The sequence below is a fragment of the Acidobacteriota bacterium genome (assembly GCA_022340665.1).
Lineage (GTDB): Bacteria > Acidobacteriota > Thermoanaerobaculia > Thermoanaerobaculales > Sulfomarinibacteraceae > Sulfomarinibacter.
Genome location: JAJDNM010000020.1, coordinates 1 through 17,699 on the forward strand (window position 1 = coordinate 1; position 17,699 = coordinate 17,699).

Sequence of the window (17,699 nt, forward strand, 5' to 3'; positions counted from 1 at the left end):
GAAGGGACGCCCCACTCTTCGAGCACCCGCGCTCCCATCGCCATCACCGCCGCGCCGTCACCCGCGTCGAGCGCCTCGGCCCTGGCGAGGCCTCCGGCGCCGCCGATGAAAGCCGCCAGCTCCTCCAGCCGATCCGCCCGGCGCGCCACCAGAACCACTCGCCAGCCTTCTCCGGCCAGGGCCCTCGCGGTGGCGGCCCCGATACCACTCGAAGCACCGGTGACGACTGCAATGGGCGTGCCCTCCCAGTTCATCCTGTGAGGTTACACCAGCTCCAGACGACGCGAATCCTCCTCGAGGACAGAATACTCACCCACCTCGTCGCGAACCAAGAAGTCACCAAGACAGCAAGAAATGGAAGTGCTCTTCCGACTCAGTCACGACCCCTTTGCGGCTCTGCGCATTTGCGTGGGCGGGTGGCCGGGTGGGCTTTGCGTTCATTCGGGCGCCTGGGCGGATCTCCGTTGATCTGCGTGATCTGCGGTTTCGTTTTCGGCAGGCGGACCTTGGGGGGGGTTGGGCGGAAATTCGAAATCCGAAATTCGAAATTCGAAATGTGAATGAACTCTGTGCCCTCTGTGGTTCTTCCGGCCGGCGGATCTCGCTAGCCGTTCGCAGGCACCCACCACGGGGCGAGGCGAGCGGTGAGGGCTCGCCACGCGGCATCGGTATCGGCGATTGCGTCTCCGCCGAGCTTCTCGAGCAGGGCGTCGGCGAGCACCAGCGCCAGCATCGCTTCGACGATCACGGGGGCCGCTCCGATCGCCGTGACATCCGACCGCTCCCAGGCGGTCTCACCGGCCTCACCGGTTGCCAGATCAACCGACGGCAGCCCACGGCGCAGGGTCGATATCGGCTTGAAAAAGGCCCGCACCACGAGGTCGGCACCGTTGGTCACCCCGCCTTCGAGCCCCCCGGCCCGATTGCTCGTCCGCAGGAGGCGTCCTTTAACACGTTGGTAGGGATCGTGCGCCTCCGAGCCGAGCACCGACGCAACCTCGATGCCATCGCCGATGGTGGCCGCCTTGACCGACGGGATGGCGACCAACGCCTGTACGATCCGCCCGTCCAGCTTCCGGTCCCAGTGGACGTAGGAACCGAGCCCCGGGGGCAGCCCGCGCACCACCGCACCGACCACGCCGCCCATGGTCTCACCCTTCTCCCGCGCCGCTCGCACCGCTTCCACCAGCCGTTGCTCGTCATCGGGCCGCGGTGTCACAAGCGGCGATTCGAGGTCGACCGAATCCAGTCCGTCCCAGCTCGGCGAGCCGGCATGGATCTCCTCCGGGCCGACCCGGAGAACCGCCGATCGCATCCTGATGCCGTAACGCTCGAGGAGCTGGGCGCAGACCGCCCCCGCAGCGACCCGGGCCGCGGTCTCGCGCGCCGACGCGCGCTCCAGAACGTTACGCATGTCGCCGTGCTGGTCGGTGGCAGCGCCCCCCGAGTAGTCGGCGTGGCCCGGTCGCGGGCGGGTCACGACCCGTTTCGCCGCCAACTCGGCTTCCACCTCCCAGGGATCCATCACGCCCGACCAGTTCTCCCAGTCCTGGTTCCGGACACCGAGGACCAGTGGGGACCCGAGGGTGCGGCCGTCGCGCAACCCTCCGGTGACCTCGACCGTGTCTTTCTCGATTCGCTGTCGCCCACCACGGCCGAAGCCGTGCTGACGACGCTTGAGCCAGCCGTCGATCTGATGCCGGTCAACCTCCATTCCCGCAGGAAGCCCCTCGAGAATCGCGGTCAACCCCGGTCCGTGCGACTCACCGCCGGTCAGCAAACGCAGCTTTCGCATGCATCATTTATACGCGGACCGGACGCGCAATCCTAGCCCGTGCCCCGGGGGGTCGGGTGGGAAATCCGAAATTCGAATTTCGAAATCCGAAATGACGTGACCACATGCTGGCCTCGGCAACCCTGTGGGAACGTCATCCCGAGTGAGGGAGCGGAGCGACCGAACCGAGGGATCTATGACCGAGCGGTCGGGCGGATCGAGTATCCAGCATCCAGTATCGAGTATCGGTCATGTGATCGATGCTAAGATCGCCGCCGAGTCATGAATAGAGTCAACATTCTCCTTGCGCTTGCACTCGGGGTGTCGGTGGCGCTGGCAGCGCCTTCGTTCGTAACCGCGGGTGAGGACACCGCGGAGCTGACGATTCTCCACACGTCGGATTTACACGGCTCGGTGATGCCCTTCAACGACTTTGCCGGCCGGCCGTCGGATCGGGGTTCTCTCGCCCAAGTTGCTACGTTGGTAAAGCAGATCCGTCAGAGTGCCGGCAACCCTGTGATGGTCCTCGATTCGGGCGACACGATCCAGGGCACGCCTTTCGAGCAGTTCACGAGTGTCCGATGGGGCGAGCCGAGTCCGACCATTTCAGCCATGAACCGCATCGGCTATCAGGCGATGGCGATCGGCAACCACGAGTTCAACTTCGGTCTCGAGGTCCTCGAAAGGGCGAGGAAACAGGCCGGGTTTCCATTCCTGTCGGCCAACATCCTGCACGAGGGCACCGAGGATCCTGCCTTCCAGCCCTACGCGGTCTTCGAGCAGGGCCCGATTCGGGTCGGCGTCCTCGGACTGACCACCCCGAACGTGCCGGGGTGGGAGAAGGAGGAAAATTACCGTGGACTCGCATTCGAGCCGCCGGATAAGGCGGCGAGCCGATGGGTGCCGGTGCTGCGTGAGAAAGAGAAATGCGACCTTGTCGTGGTTCTCGCCCACACCGGATTCGAGGTGAATCCAGAGTCCGGCGAGCCCACCGGCACCGACCACGAGAACTTCGTCTGGCGGCTGACCGGTGTGCCGGGCATCGACGTCCTGCTCACCGGACATACCCACGAGGACATCCCGCCCCGCCTCGTCCGCGGCGTCTACGTCGCGCAACCCCTGGCCCGGGCGAGAGTGCTGACCCGAGTCGACCTCGGCTTCGAACGGCACAACGGCGCCTGGATCATCGCCCGACGGCGGGGCCAGAACCTTCCGGTCAAGGGCGTGCCGGCCGACGCCGAAGTCGCCAACGCCTTCGCGGCGGCGAACCGGAGGGTTCAGGCGGCCCTCGATGGGCCGGTTGGAGAGGTCACCGCCGACGTGCGCGTCGACCGCTGCCGGCTCGAGGACTGCGCGGCGGTAGACCTCGTGCACCAGGTGCAGATGGATGCCTCGGGAGCAAAACTCTCACTGGCCGCGCTGCTCAACTCGCACGCTCCGGTGCTCCGCAAGGGCCCGGTCAACTGGCGGTGGATCCACGCGTTCTACGTCTACCCGAACACCCTGGTAGCGGTGCGCCTGACCGGTACGCAGGTTCGTGACGTGCTCGAGCACGCTGCGCGGTACTACGACGGTCTGGACTGCACGCCGCACGGCGGATGCACGGTGATTGGCGACGATGCGATCCCGCATTACAACGTCGACAACGTTGCCGGGGTGGACTATAGGATCGATCCCACCGCCCCCGAGGGATCACGCATCAAGGACCTCCGCTACAACGGCATGCCGCTCGATCCCGAGGCGGAGTTCGTCGTCGCCTGCAATTCCTACAGGGCGGCCGGCGGAGGCCTTTTCCCGCACCTCGAGACAGCCGAGGTCGTATGGCGCTCTTCGCAGGAGATGCCGGACCTGATCGGTGACTACCTGAACAGGCACCGGCCATGGACGCCGGCGGTGGACGGCAACTGGCGCATCGGCCGCGACATCGTCGCGGAGGAGTGAAGAGTTGAGAGTTGAGAGTTTTGAGTGTTGAGTTTTGAGTTTTCGGTCATTCTCCCCCCTCAAGAAAAGGTCCAGGAAGGGCGCGGCGAGTAGACGCCGCTCCGGTCGTTAGTGTGTCGCGAACTCCGAGGACAGGTAGGATGGACCCATGCAGCGGCTGGAAGTCGAAAGTGAACGTGGTGCTTACAGCGTCATCGCCGATGCCGGCGCCACATCACGGCTCGGCGAACTCGTCGAACGGGAGGGCGTCGGCCGACCGCGCTCGGTGATCAGCAACACGACGGTCGGCCCGCTCTGGGGCCGGCCGGCCGCGAAATCGCTCGAGGTGCCCCTCATCGAGCTGGCCGACGGTGAGGAGCACAAAAGGTGGCGGTGCGTGGAGGAGCTCCTCGGCCGTTGGCTCGACAGCGGGCTCCACCGGCGGGATGTGGTGGCGGCCGTCGGGGGCGGTGTACTCACCGACACCGTCGGCTTCGCCGCCGCAGTCTACCTCCGCGGGATCGACTGGATCGCCGCACCGACGACCCTGCTGGCGATGGTCGACGCCTCGGTCGGCGGCAAGACCGGGGTCAACCTCGAGCAGGGCAAAAACCTGGTCGGCGCCTTCTGGCCGCCACGACTGGTGGTGATCGACGTCGAGACGCTGTCGACCCTGCCCCCCCGCGAGCTGAGGGCCGGCATGGCCGAGATCGTCAAGACGGCCTGGATCGGAGATCGCGACCTCTTGCGCCTCATGACCGGGGACGTCGAGGCCCTGACGCACAAACAATGGCAGGATCTCGTGATGCGCTGCGTTGCGGTCAAGGCGCGGGTGGTGAGCGAGGACGAGCGCGAGGCCGGCGCTCGAGCCGCCCTCAATCTCGGTCACACCCTCGGCCACGCCCTCGAAGCGGCGACCGCATACCACCACTTCCTGCACGGCGAGGCGGTGGCCTGGGGACTGCTGGCGGCAGCGAAGCTCGGGCGTCGACGGGGACTACTGTCGGAGGCGGGGGAGAGCGCTCTCGGCAAGGCCGTTGCAGACCTCGGTCCACTGCCGTCCCTCGCCGAGATCTCCCCGGAGGCGGTGAGCTCGTACATCGGGCGCGACAAGAAGAAGAATGCCCAGGGAATCGGCTGGGTTCTGCCCACTGACACAGGGGTTGCAATCGATCAAAACATCGCCATGGACGAGGCCCTCGAGGTCTTTCGGGAGCTCAGGAACGGCCCATTTCAGAGAGACTGAGATCGGGTCTATGATGCTCCTGAAAAAGTTTGCCGCGGTGTGACAAAAACCTGCTATAAAACCTCCTGTGACATCGTCAGTCGGTGATATCATGCCGACCATCGAGACGGCGAAAAAACGGGAGGTCAAAATGACGAGGAAGTTGATTTTTCTGACAATCTGCACCCTCCTATGGGCGGGGCTCGCCCAGGCACAGGGTGTGACAACCGGTTCGCTGAGCGGCGTGGTGGTGGACCCGAACGGTGATCCGCTTCCGGGCGTCGCCGTGGTGGCGACGCTGCCGTCGACCGGCAACCGCTACGCCTCGGTGGCCGACGCCATGGGTCGGTTCCGGATCGTCAACGCCAAGGTCGGAGGCCCCTACGAGGTGGTGGCAAGCCTCTCGGGCTTCCAGAACATCACGGTTCCCGATGTCTACATCCGCCTCGGCGAGGTGACCTACCTCGAGATCGCGCTCCAGATCGAGGCCGCGACCGGCGAGATCGAGGTCATCGGCGAGTCGAGCCCGCTGATTGCACCGACCAAGATGGGCGTCGCGAGCTCGGTGTCGCAGGGCTCTCTCGAGGCACTGCCCACTCTCGAACGCAGCGTCTACGACTTCGCGCGCACCAACCCGGTGTTCGCGACCTACAGTGAGAGTGACGGCGAGCCGACTGTGCTTTCGGTGGCCGGTCGCAACCCGCGCTACAACAACATCTCGATCGACGGGGCGGTCAACAACGACGTCTTCGGCCTCGCCGACAGCGGCACCCCCGGCGGCCAGAGCGGCACCCAGCCGATCGAGCTCGATGCGGTGCAGGAGCTGCAGCTCGTGACCTCGAGCTTCGACGTCCGCCAGGGCGGCTTCACCGGCGGCAGCGTCAACATCATCACCAAGTCGGGCACCAACAACTTCCACGGCGGCGTCTACGGCTACACCTCGAGCGACAGCTGGGTCGGTAGCGGGCCCGACGACTTCCCCGAGCTGGGCACCTACGACGACACCGAGTACGGCTTCTCCCTCGGCGGCCCGCTCGCCAGGGACAAGCTCTTCTTCTTCGTCAACTACGGCCACAAAGACTACGACCAGCCGACCGGCTACTCGCTCGACGGCAGTACCGGCGCCTGCTTTGCAAACTGCGGATTCGTCGACGAGGCGCAAGCGGTCCGCCAGTGGACGATGGACACCTACGGCTACGATCCGGGCGGACTCGGCGAGCTGACTCGCCCGCAACCCAGCGACAAGGTCTTCGTGCGCTTCGACTGGAACTTCAACCCGAGCAACAATCTCCTGCTGCGCTACAACTACGTCGACGCGGCCAAGCTGATCAACCGGCCGAGCACCTCGTACTACGAGTGGCCCAGCGAGGCCTACGACTTCAAGAGCGAAACGGACTCCTTCGTCGGCCAGTGGAACGCGGTCTTCAGCGACAATGCCTTCAACGAGCTGCGCGTCACCTACCAGACGGTTCGCGACCGGCGCAAATACGTCGGCGAACCATTCCCGCACGTCTACATCGACGATGTCACTGGCGCCGGTGATCGCTGGGAGTTCGGCAGCGAGAACTACTCGACCTTCAACGAGCTGGACACCGACATCACCGAGATCACCGATGACTTCACCTTCTTCGCCGGCGACCACGAGATCATCCTCGGCACCCACAACGAGATCTACTCCTTCAGGAACCTCTTCATCCAGAACGGTTTCGGTGGCTACAGCTTCGACGACCTCGACGCCTGGTACGCGGGCACCGCCTACCGCTACGACTACACCTACGCCAACGATCCGAACAACCCGGCCGATACCTTCGACACCTACCAGCTCGGCTTCTACGCCGGCGACACCTGGCGGGTGCGCCCGAACTTCACCCTGGTCGGCGGTCTCCGGGTCGACATTCCCTTCTTCCCCGACACGCCGCTCTTCAACCAGGGCGTCTACGACGACTTCGGCGTGCGCACCGACAGCATCCCGGACGGCAACATGCTGTGGTCGCCGCGCATCGGCTTCAACTGGGACATCAGCGACGACGGCACCAAGCAGCTGCGCGGCGGTGTCGGCCTCTTCACCGGCCGCACCCCCTACGTCTGGGTATCCAACAACTACGGCCGCACCGGTACGCGCCAGACCACTATTCAGGTCTATGACGACATCACGTTCAACCCCGATCCAGACGACCAGCCGACCGACATCGGCGGCGCCTCGACCCAGGACATCAACGCCATCGACCCGGACTTCAACTTCCCGCAGACCTGGCGCGCCAACCTCGCCTACGACCAGCGCCTGCCGTGGTGGGACATGATCGCGACCGCCGAGGTGCTCTACGGCTGGAGCGCGAACGAGATCGATTACAAGAACCTCAATATCGAGCAGACCGGAGAGCGCCTGCCGTTCGACAACCGCATCCTCTACGACAGGGTGAGCAGCGACTACGTGGGACTCTTCTACCTCACCAACACCTCGAAGGGCGATGCCACCAACGTTATCCTCAAGCTCGAGAAGCCCTACGGCGCGCAGCCATTTTGGGGCACGGTCTCCTACACGTGGGGCGAGGCCAACGTGGTCAACGAGGGCACCTCGAGCCGCGCGATCTCCAACTGGCAGTACCAGGAGGCGCCCGATCCCAACAACGTCGAACTCTCGACCTCCGACTACCAGATCGAGCACCGCATGATGGTCAACCTCAACTACGAGTTCAACCGCCAGTCCAGGTGGTCGACGGTGGTATCGGTGTTCTGGAACCGCCAGAGCGGCCGACCCTATTCGACCATTTTGGCCGATGCCTACCCGTACACCACGATCAACGGCGACCGCTTCGACGACAACGACCTGATCTACGTGCCGACCGGCCCCGACGACGTGGTCCTCAATTGGGGCACCTGGGAGCAGTTCGAGGATTATCTCGAGACGGCCAACCTCACACAGTACGCCGGCCAGATCGCGCCGCGCAACTGCTCCTTCGCGCCCTGGATCACCCAGACCGACCTTTCGATTCGGCAGAACATCCCGATCCCGGGAAAGTCGTCGCTGCAGGTCTCCTTCGACATGTTCAACTTCTGGAACCTGATCGACGACGAGTCGGGGCACGTGCAGTATGTTCCGTACGGCACCGTCACCGCGGCCCGTTACTCGGGTATGACCGACGACGGCAAGCCCATTTACGACCTCTACAGTGCGGTCACGGACCCAGAGAGTGGTCTTTTCCAGATCGACCAGCTCCGATCACGCTGGCGCATGCGCCTCGGCCTGCGGTGGAGCTTCTGATCTGACGCACATATTCTTCTGACTCCCGGCCCGGGCGAAAGCCCGGGCCTTTTTTGTCCCGCCAGCCCACTCGATTCTGGATACTCGATGCTGGATGCTGGATGCTCGATGCTGGTCATTGGATGCCTGTCATCGGATGTTGGATTTTGGATGTTGGATTTGCTCGCCCCGCCCAGTTGATTCGGCTCCACGGCTCGACGGCAGAACGGCTCGACGGCTGGACGGTTCGACGGCAAGACGGGCCGCCGGCCGCACAATCGAACCGATCGTGGGCGCGGTGAGCCGTCCTTCCGTGATCGGGTGGGCGGGGGAAGCCGTATGGCCGTTTGGCCGTTTGGCCGTATAGCCGTCTACCCGGGCAGCGGTGCATGACGCAAGTCACCCGTTCTCCGTAGAAATTCGTGACCGGGGAATCGAAGAGTCCACGGTCACGAATTTCTGAGGTAGGATTGCAGACCCATGAGCAGCACCAAACCCGGAAACGTGGTCAGTGGCCCCGGCACCGTCGCCGATCGGCTGCCGCACGACCCCGAGGCCGAACGGGCGGTCCTCGGCGCGGTGCTGCTCGACCCCGGGGCAATGCTCCACATCATCGAGAAGCTCGGCGTCGAACACTTTTATCTCGAGAGCCATCGCATCGTCTACCAGGCATGCCTCGAGCTGCACGAAAAGGGTGAAGCGGCCGACCTCCTCACCGTGCGCAACCACCTCACCGAGCAGGGCCGGCTCGAGCAGGTCGGCGGCGTCTCGTACCTCTCGTCGCTGGTCGATGCCCTGCCGGACGTGGCCAACGTCATCCACTACGCCGAGATCGTCCACGACAAGGCGGTCAAGCGGCAGCTGATGGCGGCCGCCCAGCGCATCATCTCGACCTGCTCCCTCGATCACGGCGAGGCCCGCGAAGCCGTCGAGTCAGCCCAGAAAGACGTCTATCGGATCGCAGAGGACACCCTCTCCGGCGGTCTGATGCCGATCCGCGGCCTCACCGACTCGGAGCTGGCCAATATCGAGGCCGCGCGCGAGACGCGCTCGACCCTCACCGGCCTCGACACCGGGTATGTCCGGATCAACGAGCTCACCTCCGGGCTGCAACGCAAGGACCTGGTGATTCTCGCCGCACGGCCGTCGATGGGGAAGACCTCGCTGGGCGTCAACATCTGCGCGCACGCGGCACTGCGCGGAGGAAAGAAAGTTGCCATCTTCTCGCTCGAGATGGCGGCCGAGCAGCTGGTTCGAAGACTCCTCTCCTCCGAGGCGCGCGTCGATCAGAAGCGCATCTCCGGTGGCTATCTCGCGAAGTCGGACTGGCCCAAGCTCGAGCTGGCCGCGCAGTCGCTGCGCGATGTCAATCTGTGGATCGACGATACGCCCGGCATTACCGCCCTCGAGCTCTCGGCCAAGGCGCGGCGCCTCAAGCAGGAGCGGGGGCTCGATTTGGTGATGGTGGATTACCTGCAGCTGATGTCGGGTGGCGCCCGTTTCAACAGCCGCACCGAGGAGGTGTCGGCGATCTCGCGCAACCTCAAGGCGGTCGCCAAGGAGCTCGACGTACCGATGTTGGTGCTGTCCCAGCTCTCACGCCAGCCCGAGCGTCGCGGCGGCGACCACCGGCCGCAGCTCTCGGACCTGCGTGAGTCAGGTTCCATCGAGCAGGACGCGGACGTCGTGATGTTCATCGTCCGGCAGTCGGTCTACGACCGCGAGGTGGAGGACCCTCGCCGTGCCGAGCTCATCATCGCCAAGCAGCGGAATGGCCCGATCGGTGAGGTCGACCTGATATTCCAGCACGAGTTCACGCGCTTCGAGAACGCCGACTTCAGCCGCGAGGACGGTGACGCCCCGTGGTAGATGCGGCCGCCCGCCCGGCGGGCATCGTCGGCTGGCTCGACCACCTCGGCCGCTTCATCCTCGGCGCGCTCGACGAGCTCGGGCGCTTCTTCTACATCATGGCGTCGAGCGTGATGTGGACCTTCCGCCGGCCGTTCGACGGCACCGAGCTGATGCGACAGATGGTACGGGTCGGGTGGGACTCCGTCCCGGTGGTGTTCCTGACCTGTCTCTTCACCGGCATGGTGCTCGCGCTGCAGACCTTTCGCGGTTTCGAGCGGTTCCACGCCGAAGGCTTCGTCGGTTCGGTGGTCGCGCTGTCGCTGACCCGTGAGCTGGCCCCGGTGCTCACCGGGCTGATGGTCGCCGGCAGGGTCGGATCGGCGATGGCCGCAGAGCTCGGCACGATGCGTGTCACCGAGCAGATCGACGCCCTCTACGCGATGGCCACCGAACCCATCCACTATCTGGTGGTTCCCAGGGTCAACGCTTCGATCCTGATGCTACCGGTTCTGACGATCGTCGGCGACGCCGTCGGCATTATCGGCGGCTGGTTGGTTTCGGTCGGTCTCTTCGGAGCCAACAGTTATCTCTACATGGAGCGGACCTTCCAGTTCCTGGAGGTCAACGACGTCACCTCAGGCCTCATCAAGGCCGCGTTCTTCGGTCTCATTCTTTCAGTCACCGGTTGTGCCAAGGGCTTTTACACGTCGGGTGGCGCCGAGGGCGTCGGCAGATCCACGACCTCGGCCGTGGTGACCGCCAGCCTCTACATCCTTCTCTCGGATTTCTTCCTGACCAAGGTCCTCTTCTGATGACGCCTCCTGCAACCTCACCCGCCAGCATCCCGGCCGAGCCGATGATCAGTGTCATCGGCCTCTACAAGTCCTTCGGCGACAAGCAGGTCCTCAGGGGCATCGACCTGGAGGTCATGCGGGGCGAGTCGATGGTGCTGGTCGGAGGCTCGGGCGCCGGAAAATCGGTTTTCATCAAGCATCTTATCGGCCTGCTGCAACCCGACGAGGGTCACGTGGTGGTGGACGGGATCGATCTGACCGTCGCCCCACCGGAGGTCGTGCTCGAACTGCGAAAGCGATTCGGCATGAGCTTTCAGGAGGGGGCGCTGTTCGATTCGATGACGGTCGGCGACAACATCGCCTTCCCGATCCGCCGCCACACGAAGAAGACCGAGGAGGAGGTCGCGGCCCGAATCCGCGAGTGCCTCCACCTGGTTCGGTTGCCGGGGATCGAGAACAAGATGCCCGCGGAGCTTTCCGGCGGCATGCGACGGCGCGTGGGATTCGCGCGCGCCATCGCCCTGGAGCCCGAGATCTTGCTTTTCGACGAGCCGACCACCGGCCTCGACCCCATCAACACTGCAGCCATCGGGCGGGTCATCAATCAGCTTCGCGACGAGCTCGATGTGACAGTTGTGACCATCACCCATGATATGAGCCTCGCCTACCGCATCGCCGATCGCATTGCCATGATGCGGCGCGGGCGCATTCTCGTTGTCGACACCCCGGAAAAGTTCGCCGAATCCAGAGAGAGCTTCGTTCGCGGTTTTCTCGAAGGTGAGCTGCCGGAGGTACTGGAGGAAAAAACATGACACCAGCCGCACGCATCGGCCTCTTCATGCTGGTGGGATTGATCATCCTCGGCATCTTCATCATCAAGATCGAGGACATCCCTGTCGGCGAACGCGGCGACCGGCTCGAGGTCAAGGCCCGCTTTCCTTCGGTTGCGGGCCTCGACCGCAAGGCGGCGGTTCGGATCGCCGGGGTTCGGGTCGGCAAGGTGGAGGCCGTCAACCTCGACGGCTCCGAGGCCATGATCGAGCTCTCGCTCGATCCGCACGTTCGGCTTCACGAGGGCGCCTGGGCGCAGATCACCAGCCTCGGGATGCTCGGTGACAAGTACATCGAGATCTTCCCCGGGGATCCGGCGGCTTCGGTGCTCCAGGGAGAGATCGAGCTTACCGGCACGACCTCGCCCTCGTTCAACGATGTCATGCAGGTGGCAACCGAAATCGGCGCAGACGTGAAGGAGGTCACCGAAGCCCTGCGCGGGTCCATCGGTGGATCCCAGGGCGAGGAGACAATCGAGGAAATTGTCTCCAACATTCGCGACCTCACGGCGTCGCTCAAGGTTCTGATCGCCGAGAACCAGGCCAACGTCAACGCAACCACCGCGAATTTCCGGGACTTCTCGGCGACCCTTCGCGACGAGCTCCCGCAGATCACCGAAAAGCTCAACACGCTCGCCGATCAGCTAAATGGCGTGGTCGGCGAAAACCGGGACGACCTCCAGGCGTCGATGGGAAACATCCGAGAGCTCACTGACCGACTTCAGGTGTCGGCCGAAAACCTGAACCAGATCACCGGTAAGATCGCCGCGGGCGAGGGTTCGATCGGCAAGCTGGTCAACGACGAATCGACGGTCGACAACCTCAACCAGACCCTCGATTCGATCGAGGGGGGCATTGACACCCTCAACGAGACGATGGGGCGCTACCGGCGCTACCAGCTCGAGGTCGCGATGCGTGGCGAAGCGATGCCGTCGACGAGCGAGAGTCGGATGGCCTTCGGGTTCGATCTCTGGACCACGGAGAAAAGGTTCTTCCGTATCGAGGGCGTGGACATGCCGTACGGCAAGACCAAGACCGACTCCCAGTTTGTCACCACGACCTACCCCGACGGCACACAGGACCAGTATCTCGAGGAGAGGGTGAGGATGTCGGACAAGCTCGGCATCAACGCCCAGGTCGGCTACCGCATCTTCCCCGACACCATCGTTCGCGCCGGCCTCATCGAGTCGGCCGGCGGGGTTGGCGTCGACCACAGCATCCGACTCGGCAAGCGCCCACTGAGGTTGGTCTTCGAGGCATACGATTTCAACCGCGCGTTCGATGAGGACGTTCACTTGAAATTCGAGGGACGGTATTTCATCAGCCCGAACATTTTCGTTACCGCAGGCTGGGACGACCCGTTGGTTTCGGACAAATCTTCGGTCCTCTTGGGCGGCGGCATCACCTGGAATGACGAGGACATCAAGTACAGCCTCGGTCTCGCCGGCGGCGCCCTGAACTGACTCGCCTGATGGCGGAGACCGTCTTCTTCTGTACCTCCTGCGGGCACGAGTCGGGGAAATGGCTCGGCCAATGTCCGGGCTGCAACGAGTGGAACTCCTTTGCCGAGCAGCCCTCGGCACCACGGAAGAAGAAGGGTGGCGCATCGCCGCCACGTGGCGTCCCGGCGGTGCCAGTGACGGAAGCGGCAGCAGTCCCGTCGGAGCGTCTCGCCACCGGGCTCGACGGGCTCGACCGGGTGCTCGGTGGAGGGCTTGTTCCAGGCTCGCTGGTGCTGCTCGCCGGGGAACCCGGGATCGGCAAGTCGACCTTGCTTTTGCAGGTAGCGGCCGAGCTGGCGCGCAAACACGGCCCAGTGGTCTATGTCACCGGTGAAGAATCTGCCGAGCAGGTCGCCCTCCGAGCACGGCGGATCGACGGTCTCCACCGCGACCTGCTGTTGCTGCCGGAAACGTCGTGCGACGCGGTTCTGGCTCAGCTCGAAGCTCTCGAACCGCGGTTGGTGGTAGTCGATTCGGTGCAAACCGCCGTCCTCGACAACCTCGAGGCCATAGCCGGCTCAGTCAGCCAGGTGCGACAGGTGGCCTCGCGGTTTCAGCATTTCGCCAAGACCCACGGTGTTCCGGTGATATTGGTCGGCCACGTAACCAAGGAGGGTTCGATCGCCGGGCCGAAGCTTCTCGAGCACCTCGTCGATGTCGTGACGTCACTCGAGGGAGAACCGGGCCACGATCTCCGTGCCCTGCGCGCCGGAAAAAACCGTTACGGCACGATCGCCGAGCTCGCACTGTACTCGATGACCGGGAAGGGTCTCGAGCCGGTCCAAAACGCCTCGGCATGGTTGCTCGAGGATCGCCGAAGTGATGCCGCGGGATCGGCGGTGGCAGTTGCGCTCGAGGGCAGCGTGCCGCTGCTCGTCGAGGTCCAGGCACTGGTCTCCCCCTCGGTTCTCGGTACGCCGCGCCGGGTCGCTCACGGTTTCGATTCATCACGCCTCGCCCTCCTGCTGGCGGTGCTCGAGCGTCACGCCGGAGTTGCCTTTGCGGAACGTGATGTTTTCGTCAATCTCGTCGGCGGTCTGTCGCTCCGGGAGCCTGCCCTCGACCTCGCGGTAGCGGCGGCGCTGGCGTCGTCCGCCGCCGATGTCCCCCTCGCTGCGGAGCTCGCAATCTTCGGCGAAATCGGTCTGCTCGGCGAGGTGCGAGCGGTGAGCCGGGCCGCAGAAAGGGTGCGCGAAGCGGCGGCCCTCGGCTTCGGTCGGGTCGCCCTGCCGACTCGCGATGCCAACGGCAAGCTCAACCTGCCGGCGACCGCAATCTCTACCGTCGTCGATCTGCCCCGTTTGCTTGTCGCGAACGAATAGCAACAGAGACCCAAGAATCCGGATTCCAGATTTACCAACCGCCCGATCGAGACGAATCCCAGTGGCTTATTCGCCGGCCGCGGAAAATTCCGAGTACAGCTGCGGGAATGTCGCGTAGAAGGCGATTGCTGGACCCAGCTGGGCGAGCGGGATCTGGTCGTTGACGGTGTGGGAGTGCAGCTCGTCCGCCGGACCGAAGCCGACAGTCGGGATGCCGTAGATCCCGGCGGTGGCGCACCCGTTGGACGAAAACGCCGACCGGTGAATGCGCGGCGAGCGCCCCAAGACCTTTTCGGCGGTTGCCATTGCCGCGCGAACGGCCGAACCTTCAGACGGAGTTTCCCAGGCCGGAAAAACCTTGTCCGTCGGATAGGTGAAGCCTCGCCAAGAGGGCAATCCGTAATGCAACAAACGCACTTCCGCGCCTTCGGCGGTGGCCTCGGTGACCTCGCGAATCTGGGCCAGCGCGTCCTCGGGGTTCTCACCGATCGTCAGCCGCCGATCGATGTGAATCTCACATCCGTCAGGGATCGCCGTCAGGGATGGGGATTGGGAGGTGATGCCTGTCACCGCCAGTGAACCACGGCCGAGCATCGGATGGTCAATCTCCAAATCCCGGTGGAGTCGGACCAGACCCTCGACTATGGGCATCATGGCGTAAATCGCGTTCTCACCTCGCTCGGGTTGCGAACCGTGGGTCGAGACACCGAAGGTCGCGATTTCGACCTCCATGCGACCCCGCTGGCCATAACAAATGCCGAGGTGCGATGGCATTGCTATGACCACCGCCTCGGGTCGAAGCGGAGTCTCATTGAGCATGTACTGCCAGGCCAGGCCCACACAGTCTTCACCGTTGACGGTCGCGGTCACCCATAACGTCACATCACTCGGCAGCCCGACCTGATCCGCGAGGGCGGCCCCATGCACCAGAGTGGCCAGGCCACCCTTCTGATCAGACGCGCCACGACCGAAGAGCGTGCCACCGGTTACGATCCCTCGAAAGGGATCATGGCGCCAGAGAGTCGGATTGGAGATGCCAACCGTGTCGATGTGGGCGTCATAGGCGATCACGCGCGGTCCCGTACCGAGGCGTCCGAGGACGTTACCCATCTCGTCGAGATGGACTTCCCGATAGCCGAGCAACTCCATCTCGCGCATGACCCGCTCGCAAGCGAGGCGTTCTCCCCGACTCGGCGAGGGAACCGTGACCAGGTCGTGGAGAAACTCGAGGCACCGAGGGGCCGCCTCTTCCGCGAGACGAGTCACTTCACTGTCGATTTGACGTTCTCCGCCGGCGATATCAGTCATCAGCCACACCTCTCTCGGACGGCTGAGAATTTTTTCACAAAGTCCGAATTTCGGCAAGGAGAACATCCGCCAGCCGGTCTTGGTCTCAGAGAGACCGGTCGGCGTCGGTCCACGATCGGAAGGCTATTTCCTGACGGATCGGGGACCGAAAATCGCAGTCCCCACACGAACCATGGTTGCCCCTTCGACGACGGCGATTTCGAAGTCGTGGCTCATCCCCATGGAGAGCTCGGGAAGATCATGACCAGTCGATTTTTCGAGCTGGTCGCGAAGCGTGCTCAGCTGCCGAAACCAGGGACGGGAAGCCTCCGGGTCATCCGTCCACGGCGGAATCGCCATCAACCCGCGCACCAATAATGAATCGCACGACAGGGCATGATCGAGGAGGTTGGCAGCATCCTGCGGAAACGCGCCTGCTTTCTGCGGCTCCTCCGCCAGGTTGATTTCGAGCAAAACCTCCAGCCTGCGATCCGGCCAGCGCTCAGCCAGCAGATACTGGAGGCGGTCGGCAATCTCGAATCGATCGATCGTGTGCACGATGTCGAAGACTTCAAGTGCGGCGCGCGCCTTGTTGCGCTGCAGAGGACCGATGAGATGCCAGCGGGCGTCGGGGGCCGCGGCCCTCTTTGCGACCCCCTCCTGAACTCGGTTCTCACCGAAATCGGTTGCTCCGGCCTTGAACGCTTGACCGATGATTTCAGCTGGAAACGTCTTGCCCACCGCTATCAGGGTGATGTCGGACTGACTCCGTCCGCATTCCGCTGCGGCGGCTGCGATACGCCGCTCGACCGCGGCCAGCCGATCCGCTAAATGAGTGGTGGTCATTTTTCGGCTGCTTGGCTGTCGCTCGTGATCGTCTCCTCGATGTAGAGGATGCGGTGGCAGTGTTCGCAGTCAATGATCTCTTCACAACGACGGACCCGTTGCTGAAGGTGGGGGCGCAGCGCGAAGTGACACAACGAGCACGATCCGTCCACCACCCTGGACACCGAGGTGCCTTGCTTGCTTTCCAGCAGACGGAGAAAACGAGACCTGTTTTTCGGCTGGACATCCGCCTCGACCGACTTGGCCTGGCGCGACAGCTGATGCACCCGTTCGAGGAGTTCGTCTTTGCGCTTCTCCCAGGCCGCTACCACTTCGCTGTGGGCGCTTTCCTCTTCGGGTCGTGCTTCGCGCCGTTCTTTGATGTCCGCGTGCAGCTGTTCGATGGCCTCTTCGAGCTCCTTACGACGGGCCCGCGTTTCATTAATCGCCTTGGTAGCGTAGTCGATCTCCGAGATCACCGCCGTGAACTCGCGCTCGTTGGTCACCATGCTTTTCTGCTTCTGGAAGTGTTCGAGCTCCAGCTCCCACTCGGTTTCCTTCTTGCGAATTTCCTTGATTTCTTCTTCGTGCGACTTGAGTTGGCGCTCCATCTCCTCGAGCTCTTCGAGGCGCAATCGGTTGTCTTCCTGCAGACTGCGAATCTCCGCAGGGGGACTATTGCGCTCGGCGATGGCCGCTGCAATTTCGTCGTAAATCTTCTGGAGTCGAACCAGGTTGACGAGATCGTTGTGTGCGTTGCTCACCGTTGCCCCTCATTGCGATATGCAGCTCGGCCCTTCTAGCCCGGTCTTCCCGCCAAGTTCCTACTGCGGGCGGCTGATGACAGCGATCTGTCGTGCTTTTCGAAAACCGTGCTCCTCAACGTAGTGCTACTACGCCTGCGTCGCCCGATTTTCGAAAAACCCAACATCTCACTGCCCTTCGCCGCCCTCGTCACGAAACTCGGTGGGAAGACCGGGTTAGCGGGCTGGCCATGGGCCCACCAGGATTCGAACCTGGGACCGACCGGTTATGAGCCGGCGGCTCTGACCGCTGAGCTATGGGCCCCGGCGTATGGTAGCGCGACCCCGCCCGTACAGCAAGAAACCACACCTGAGGCTCGAGCTT

General features: G+C 63.8%; 13 protein-coding genes and 1 tRNA gene. 8 read left to right on the forward strand and 6 right to left on the reverse strand.

The window, feature by feature from the left end; translation table 11 throughout:
• On the reverse strand, positions 1 to 254 hold a 254-nt coding region (locus tag LJE93_02795), incomplete at its 3' end, for an SDR family NAD(P)-dependent oxidoreductase (protein ID MCG6947830.1).
• Between the two features lie 350 nt (positions 255 to 604).
• A complete protein-coding gene (gene aroC, locus LJE93_02800; protein ID MCG6947831.1) occupies positions 605 to 1,795 on the reverse strand; it encodes a chorismate synthase in 1,191 nt (396 codons plus the stop codon).
• A 261-nt stretch (positions 1,796 to 2,056) separates the two neighbouring features.
• Between aroC and LJE93_02805 the strand changes: the two genes are divergently transcribed.
• The 8 genes from LJE93_02805 (at position 2,057) to radA (ending at position 14,459) form a co-directional block, all read left to right on the forward strand.
• The gene (locus LJE93_02805) at positions 2,057 to 3,715 is read left to right on the forward strand and encodes a bifunctional metallophosphatase/5'-nucleotidase (protein ID MCG6947832.1); all 1,659 of its coding nucleotides are present in this window, start codon (positions 2,057 to 2,059) and stop codon (positions 3,713 to 3,715) included.
• Positions 3,716 to 3,863: 148 nt separating this feature from the next.
• Positions 3,864 to 4,940 carry a 3-dehydroquinate synthase gene (aroB, locus tag LJE93_02810; GenBank protein ID MCG6947833.1) on the forward strand — a complete coding sequence of 359 codons (1,077 nt, stop codon included), beginning with the start codon at positions 3,864 to 3,866 and terminating at the stop codon, positions 4,938 to 4,940.
• A gap of 130 nt (positions 4,941 to 5,070) precedes the next feature.
• Positions 5,071 to 8,181, forward strand: a complete 3,111-nt coding sequence (locus tag LJE93_02815; protein ID MCG6947834.1) for a TonB-dependent receptor — start codon at positions 5,071 to 5,073, stop codon at positions 8,179 to 8,181.
• A gap of 459 nt (positions 8,182 to 8,640) precedes the next feature.
• The gene (dnaB, locus tag LJE93_02820; protein ID MCG6947835.1) at positions 8,641 to 10,029 is read left to right on the forward strand and encodes a replicative DNA helicase; all 1,389 of its coding nucleotides are present in this window, start codon (positions 8,641 to 8,643) and stop codon (positions 10,027 to 10,029) included.
• Complete coding sequence (locus LJE93_02825; protein ID MCG6947836.1) at positions 10,023 to 10,823, forward strand: ABC transporter permease; 801 nt, start codon at positions 10,023 to 10,025, stop codon at positions 10,821 to 10,823. The genes dnaB and LJE93_02825 overlap by 7 nt, the downstream gene beginning before the upstream one ends.
• A complete protein-coding gene (locus LJE93_02830; GenBank protein ID MCG6947837.1) occupies positions 10,823 to 11,617 on the forward strand; it encodes an ABC transporter ATP-binding protein in 795 nt (264 codons plus the stop codon). Before LJE93_02825 ends, LJE93_02830 begins: the two co-directional genes overlap by 1 nt.
• Positions 11,614 to 13,098 (forward strand): MlaD family protein, encoded by a 1,485-nt coding sequence (locus LJE93_02835; GenBank protein MCG6947838.1) that lies wholly within the window; start codon positions 11,614 to 11,616, stop codon positions 13,096 to 13,098. Before LJE93_02830 ends, LJE93_02835 begins: the two co-directional genes overlap by 4 nt.
• An 8-nt stretch (positions 13,099 to 13,106) precedes the next feature.
• Positions 13,107 to 14,459: a DNA repair protein RadA gene (gene radA / locus LJE93_02840; protein ID MCG6947839.1), complete on the forward strand. Its 1,353-nt coding sequence runs from the start codon at positions 13,107 to 13,109 to the stop codon at positions 14,457 to 14,459.
• A 66-nt stretch (positions 14,460 to 14,525) separates the two neighbouring features.
• Here the strand turns inward: radA and LJE93_02845 are convergent, their stop codons facing one another.
• From LJE93_02845 to LJE93_02860, 4 genes are all read right to left on the reverse strand, one after another.
• Complete coding sequence (locus tag LJE93_02845; GenBank protein MCG6947840.1) at positions 14,526 to 15,767, reverse strand: YgeY family selenium metabolism-linked hydrolase; 1,242 nt, start codon at positions 15,765 to 15,767, stop codon at positions 14,526 to 14,528.
• A gap of 123 nt (positions 15,768 to 15,890) precedes the next feature.
• The gene (locus LJE93_02850; GenBank protein MCG6947841.1) at positions 15,891 to 16,592 is read right to left on the reverse strand and encodes a YggS family pyridoxal phosphate-dependent enzyme; all 702 of its coding nucleotides are present in this window, start codon (positions 16,590 to 16,592) and stop codon (positions 15,891 to 15,893) included.
• The gene (locus LJE93_02855; GenBank protein ID MCG6947842.1) at positions 16,589 to 17,335 is read right to left on the reverse strand and encodes a C4-type zinc ribbon domain-containing protein; all 747 of its coding nucleotides are present in this window, start codon (positions 17,333 to 17,335) and stop codon (positions 16,589 to 16,591) included. The genes LJE93_02850 and LJE93_02855 overlap by 4 nt, the downstream gene beginning before the upstream one ends.
• Positions 17,336 to 17,566: 231 nt before the next feature.
• Positions 17,567 to 17,639: transfer RNA gene (locus tag LJE93_02860), tRNA-Ile, on the reverse strand.
• Between the last annotated feature and the right edge of the window lie 60 nt (positions 17,640 to 17,699).

Bases quoted from the DNA above. Each gene is read 5' to 3' on its own strand.
- aroC (MCG6947831.1), bottom strand. From the start codon at position 1,795: ATGCGAAAGCTGCGTTTGCTGACCGGCGGTGAGTCGCACGGACCGGGG.
- LJE93_02805 (MCG6947832.1), top strand. From the start codon at position 2,057: ATGAATAGAGTCAACATTCTCCTTGCGCTTGCACTCGGGGTGTCGGTG.
- aroB (MCG6947833.1), top strand. From the start codon at position 3,864: ATGCAGCGGCTGGAAGTCGAAAGTGAACGTGGTGCTTACAGCGTCATC.
- LJE93_02815 (MCG6947834.1), top strand. From the start codon at position 5,071: ATGACGAGGAAGTTGATTTTTCTGACAATCTGCACCCTCCTATGGGCG.
- dnaB (MCG6947835.1), top strand. From the start codon at position 8,641: ATGAGCAGCACCAAACCCGGAAACGTGGTCAGTGGCCCCGGCACCGTC.
- LJE93_02830 (MCG6947837.1), top strand. From the start codon at position 10,823: ATGACGCCTCCTGCAACCTCACCCGCCAGCATCCCGGCCGAGCCGATG.
- LJE93_02835 (MCG6947838.1), top strand. From the start codon at position 11,614: ATGACACCAGCCGCACGCATCGGCCTCTTCATGCTGGTGGGATTGATC.
- radA (MCG6947839.1), top strand. From the start codon at position 13,107: ATGGCGGAGACCGTCTTCTTCTGTACCTCCTGCGGGCACGAGTCGGGG.
- LJE93_02845 (MCG6947840.1), bottom strand. From the start codon at position 15,767: ATGACTGATATCGCCGGCGGAGAACGTCAAATCGACAGTGAAGTGACT.
- LJE93_02850 (MCG6947841.1), bottom strand. From the start codon at position 16,592: ATGACCACCACTCATTTAGCGGATCGGCTGGCCGCGGTCGAGCGGCGT.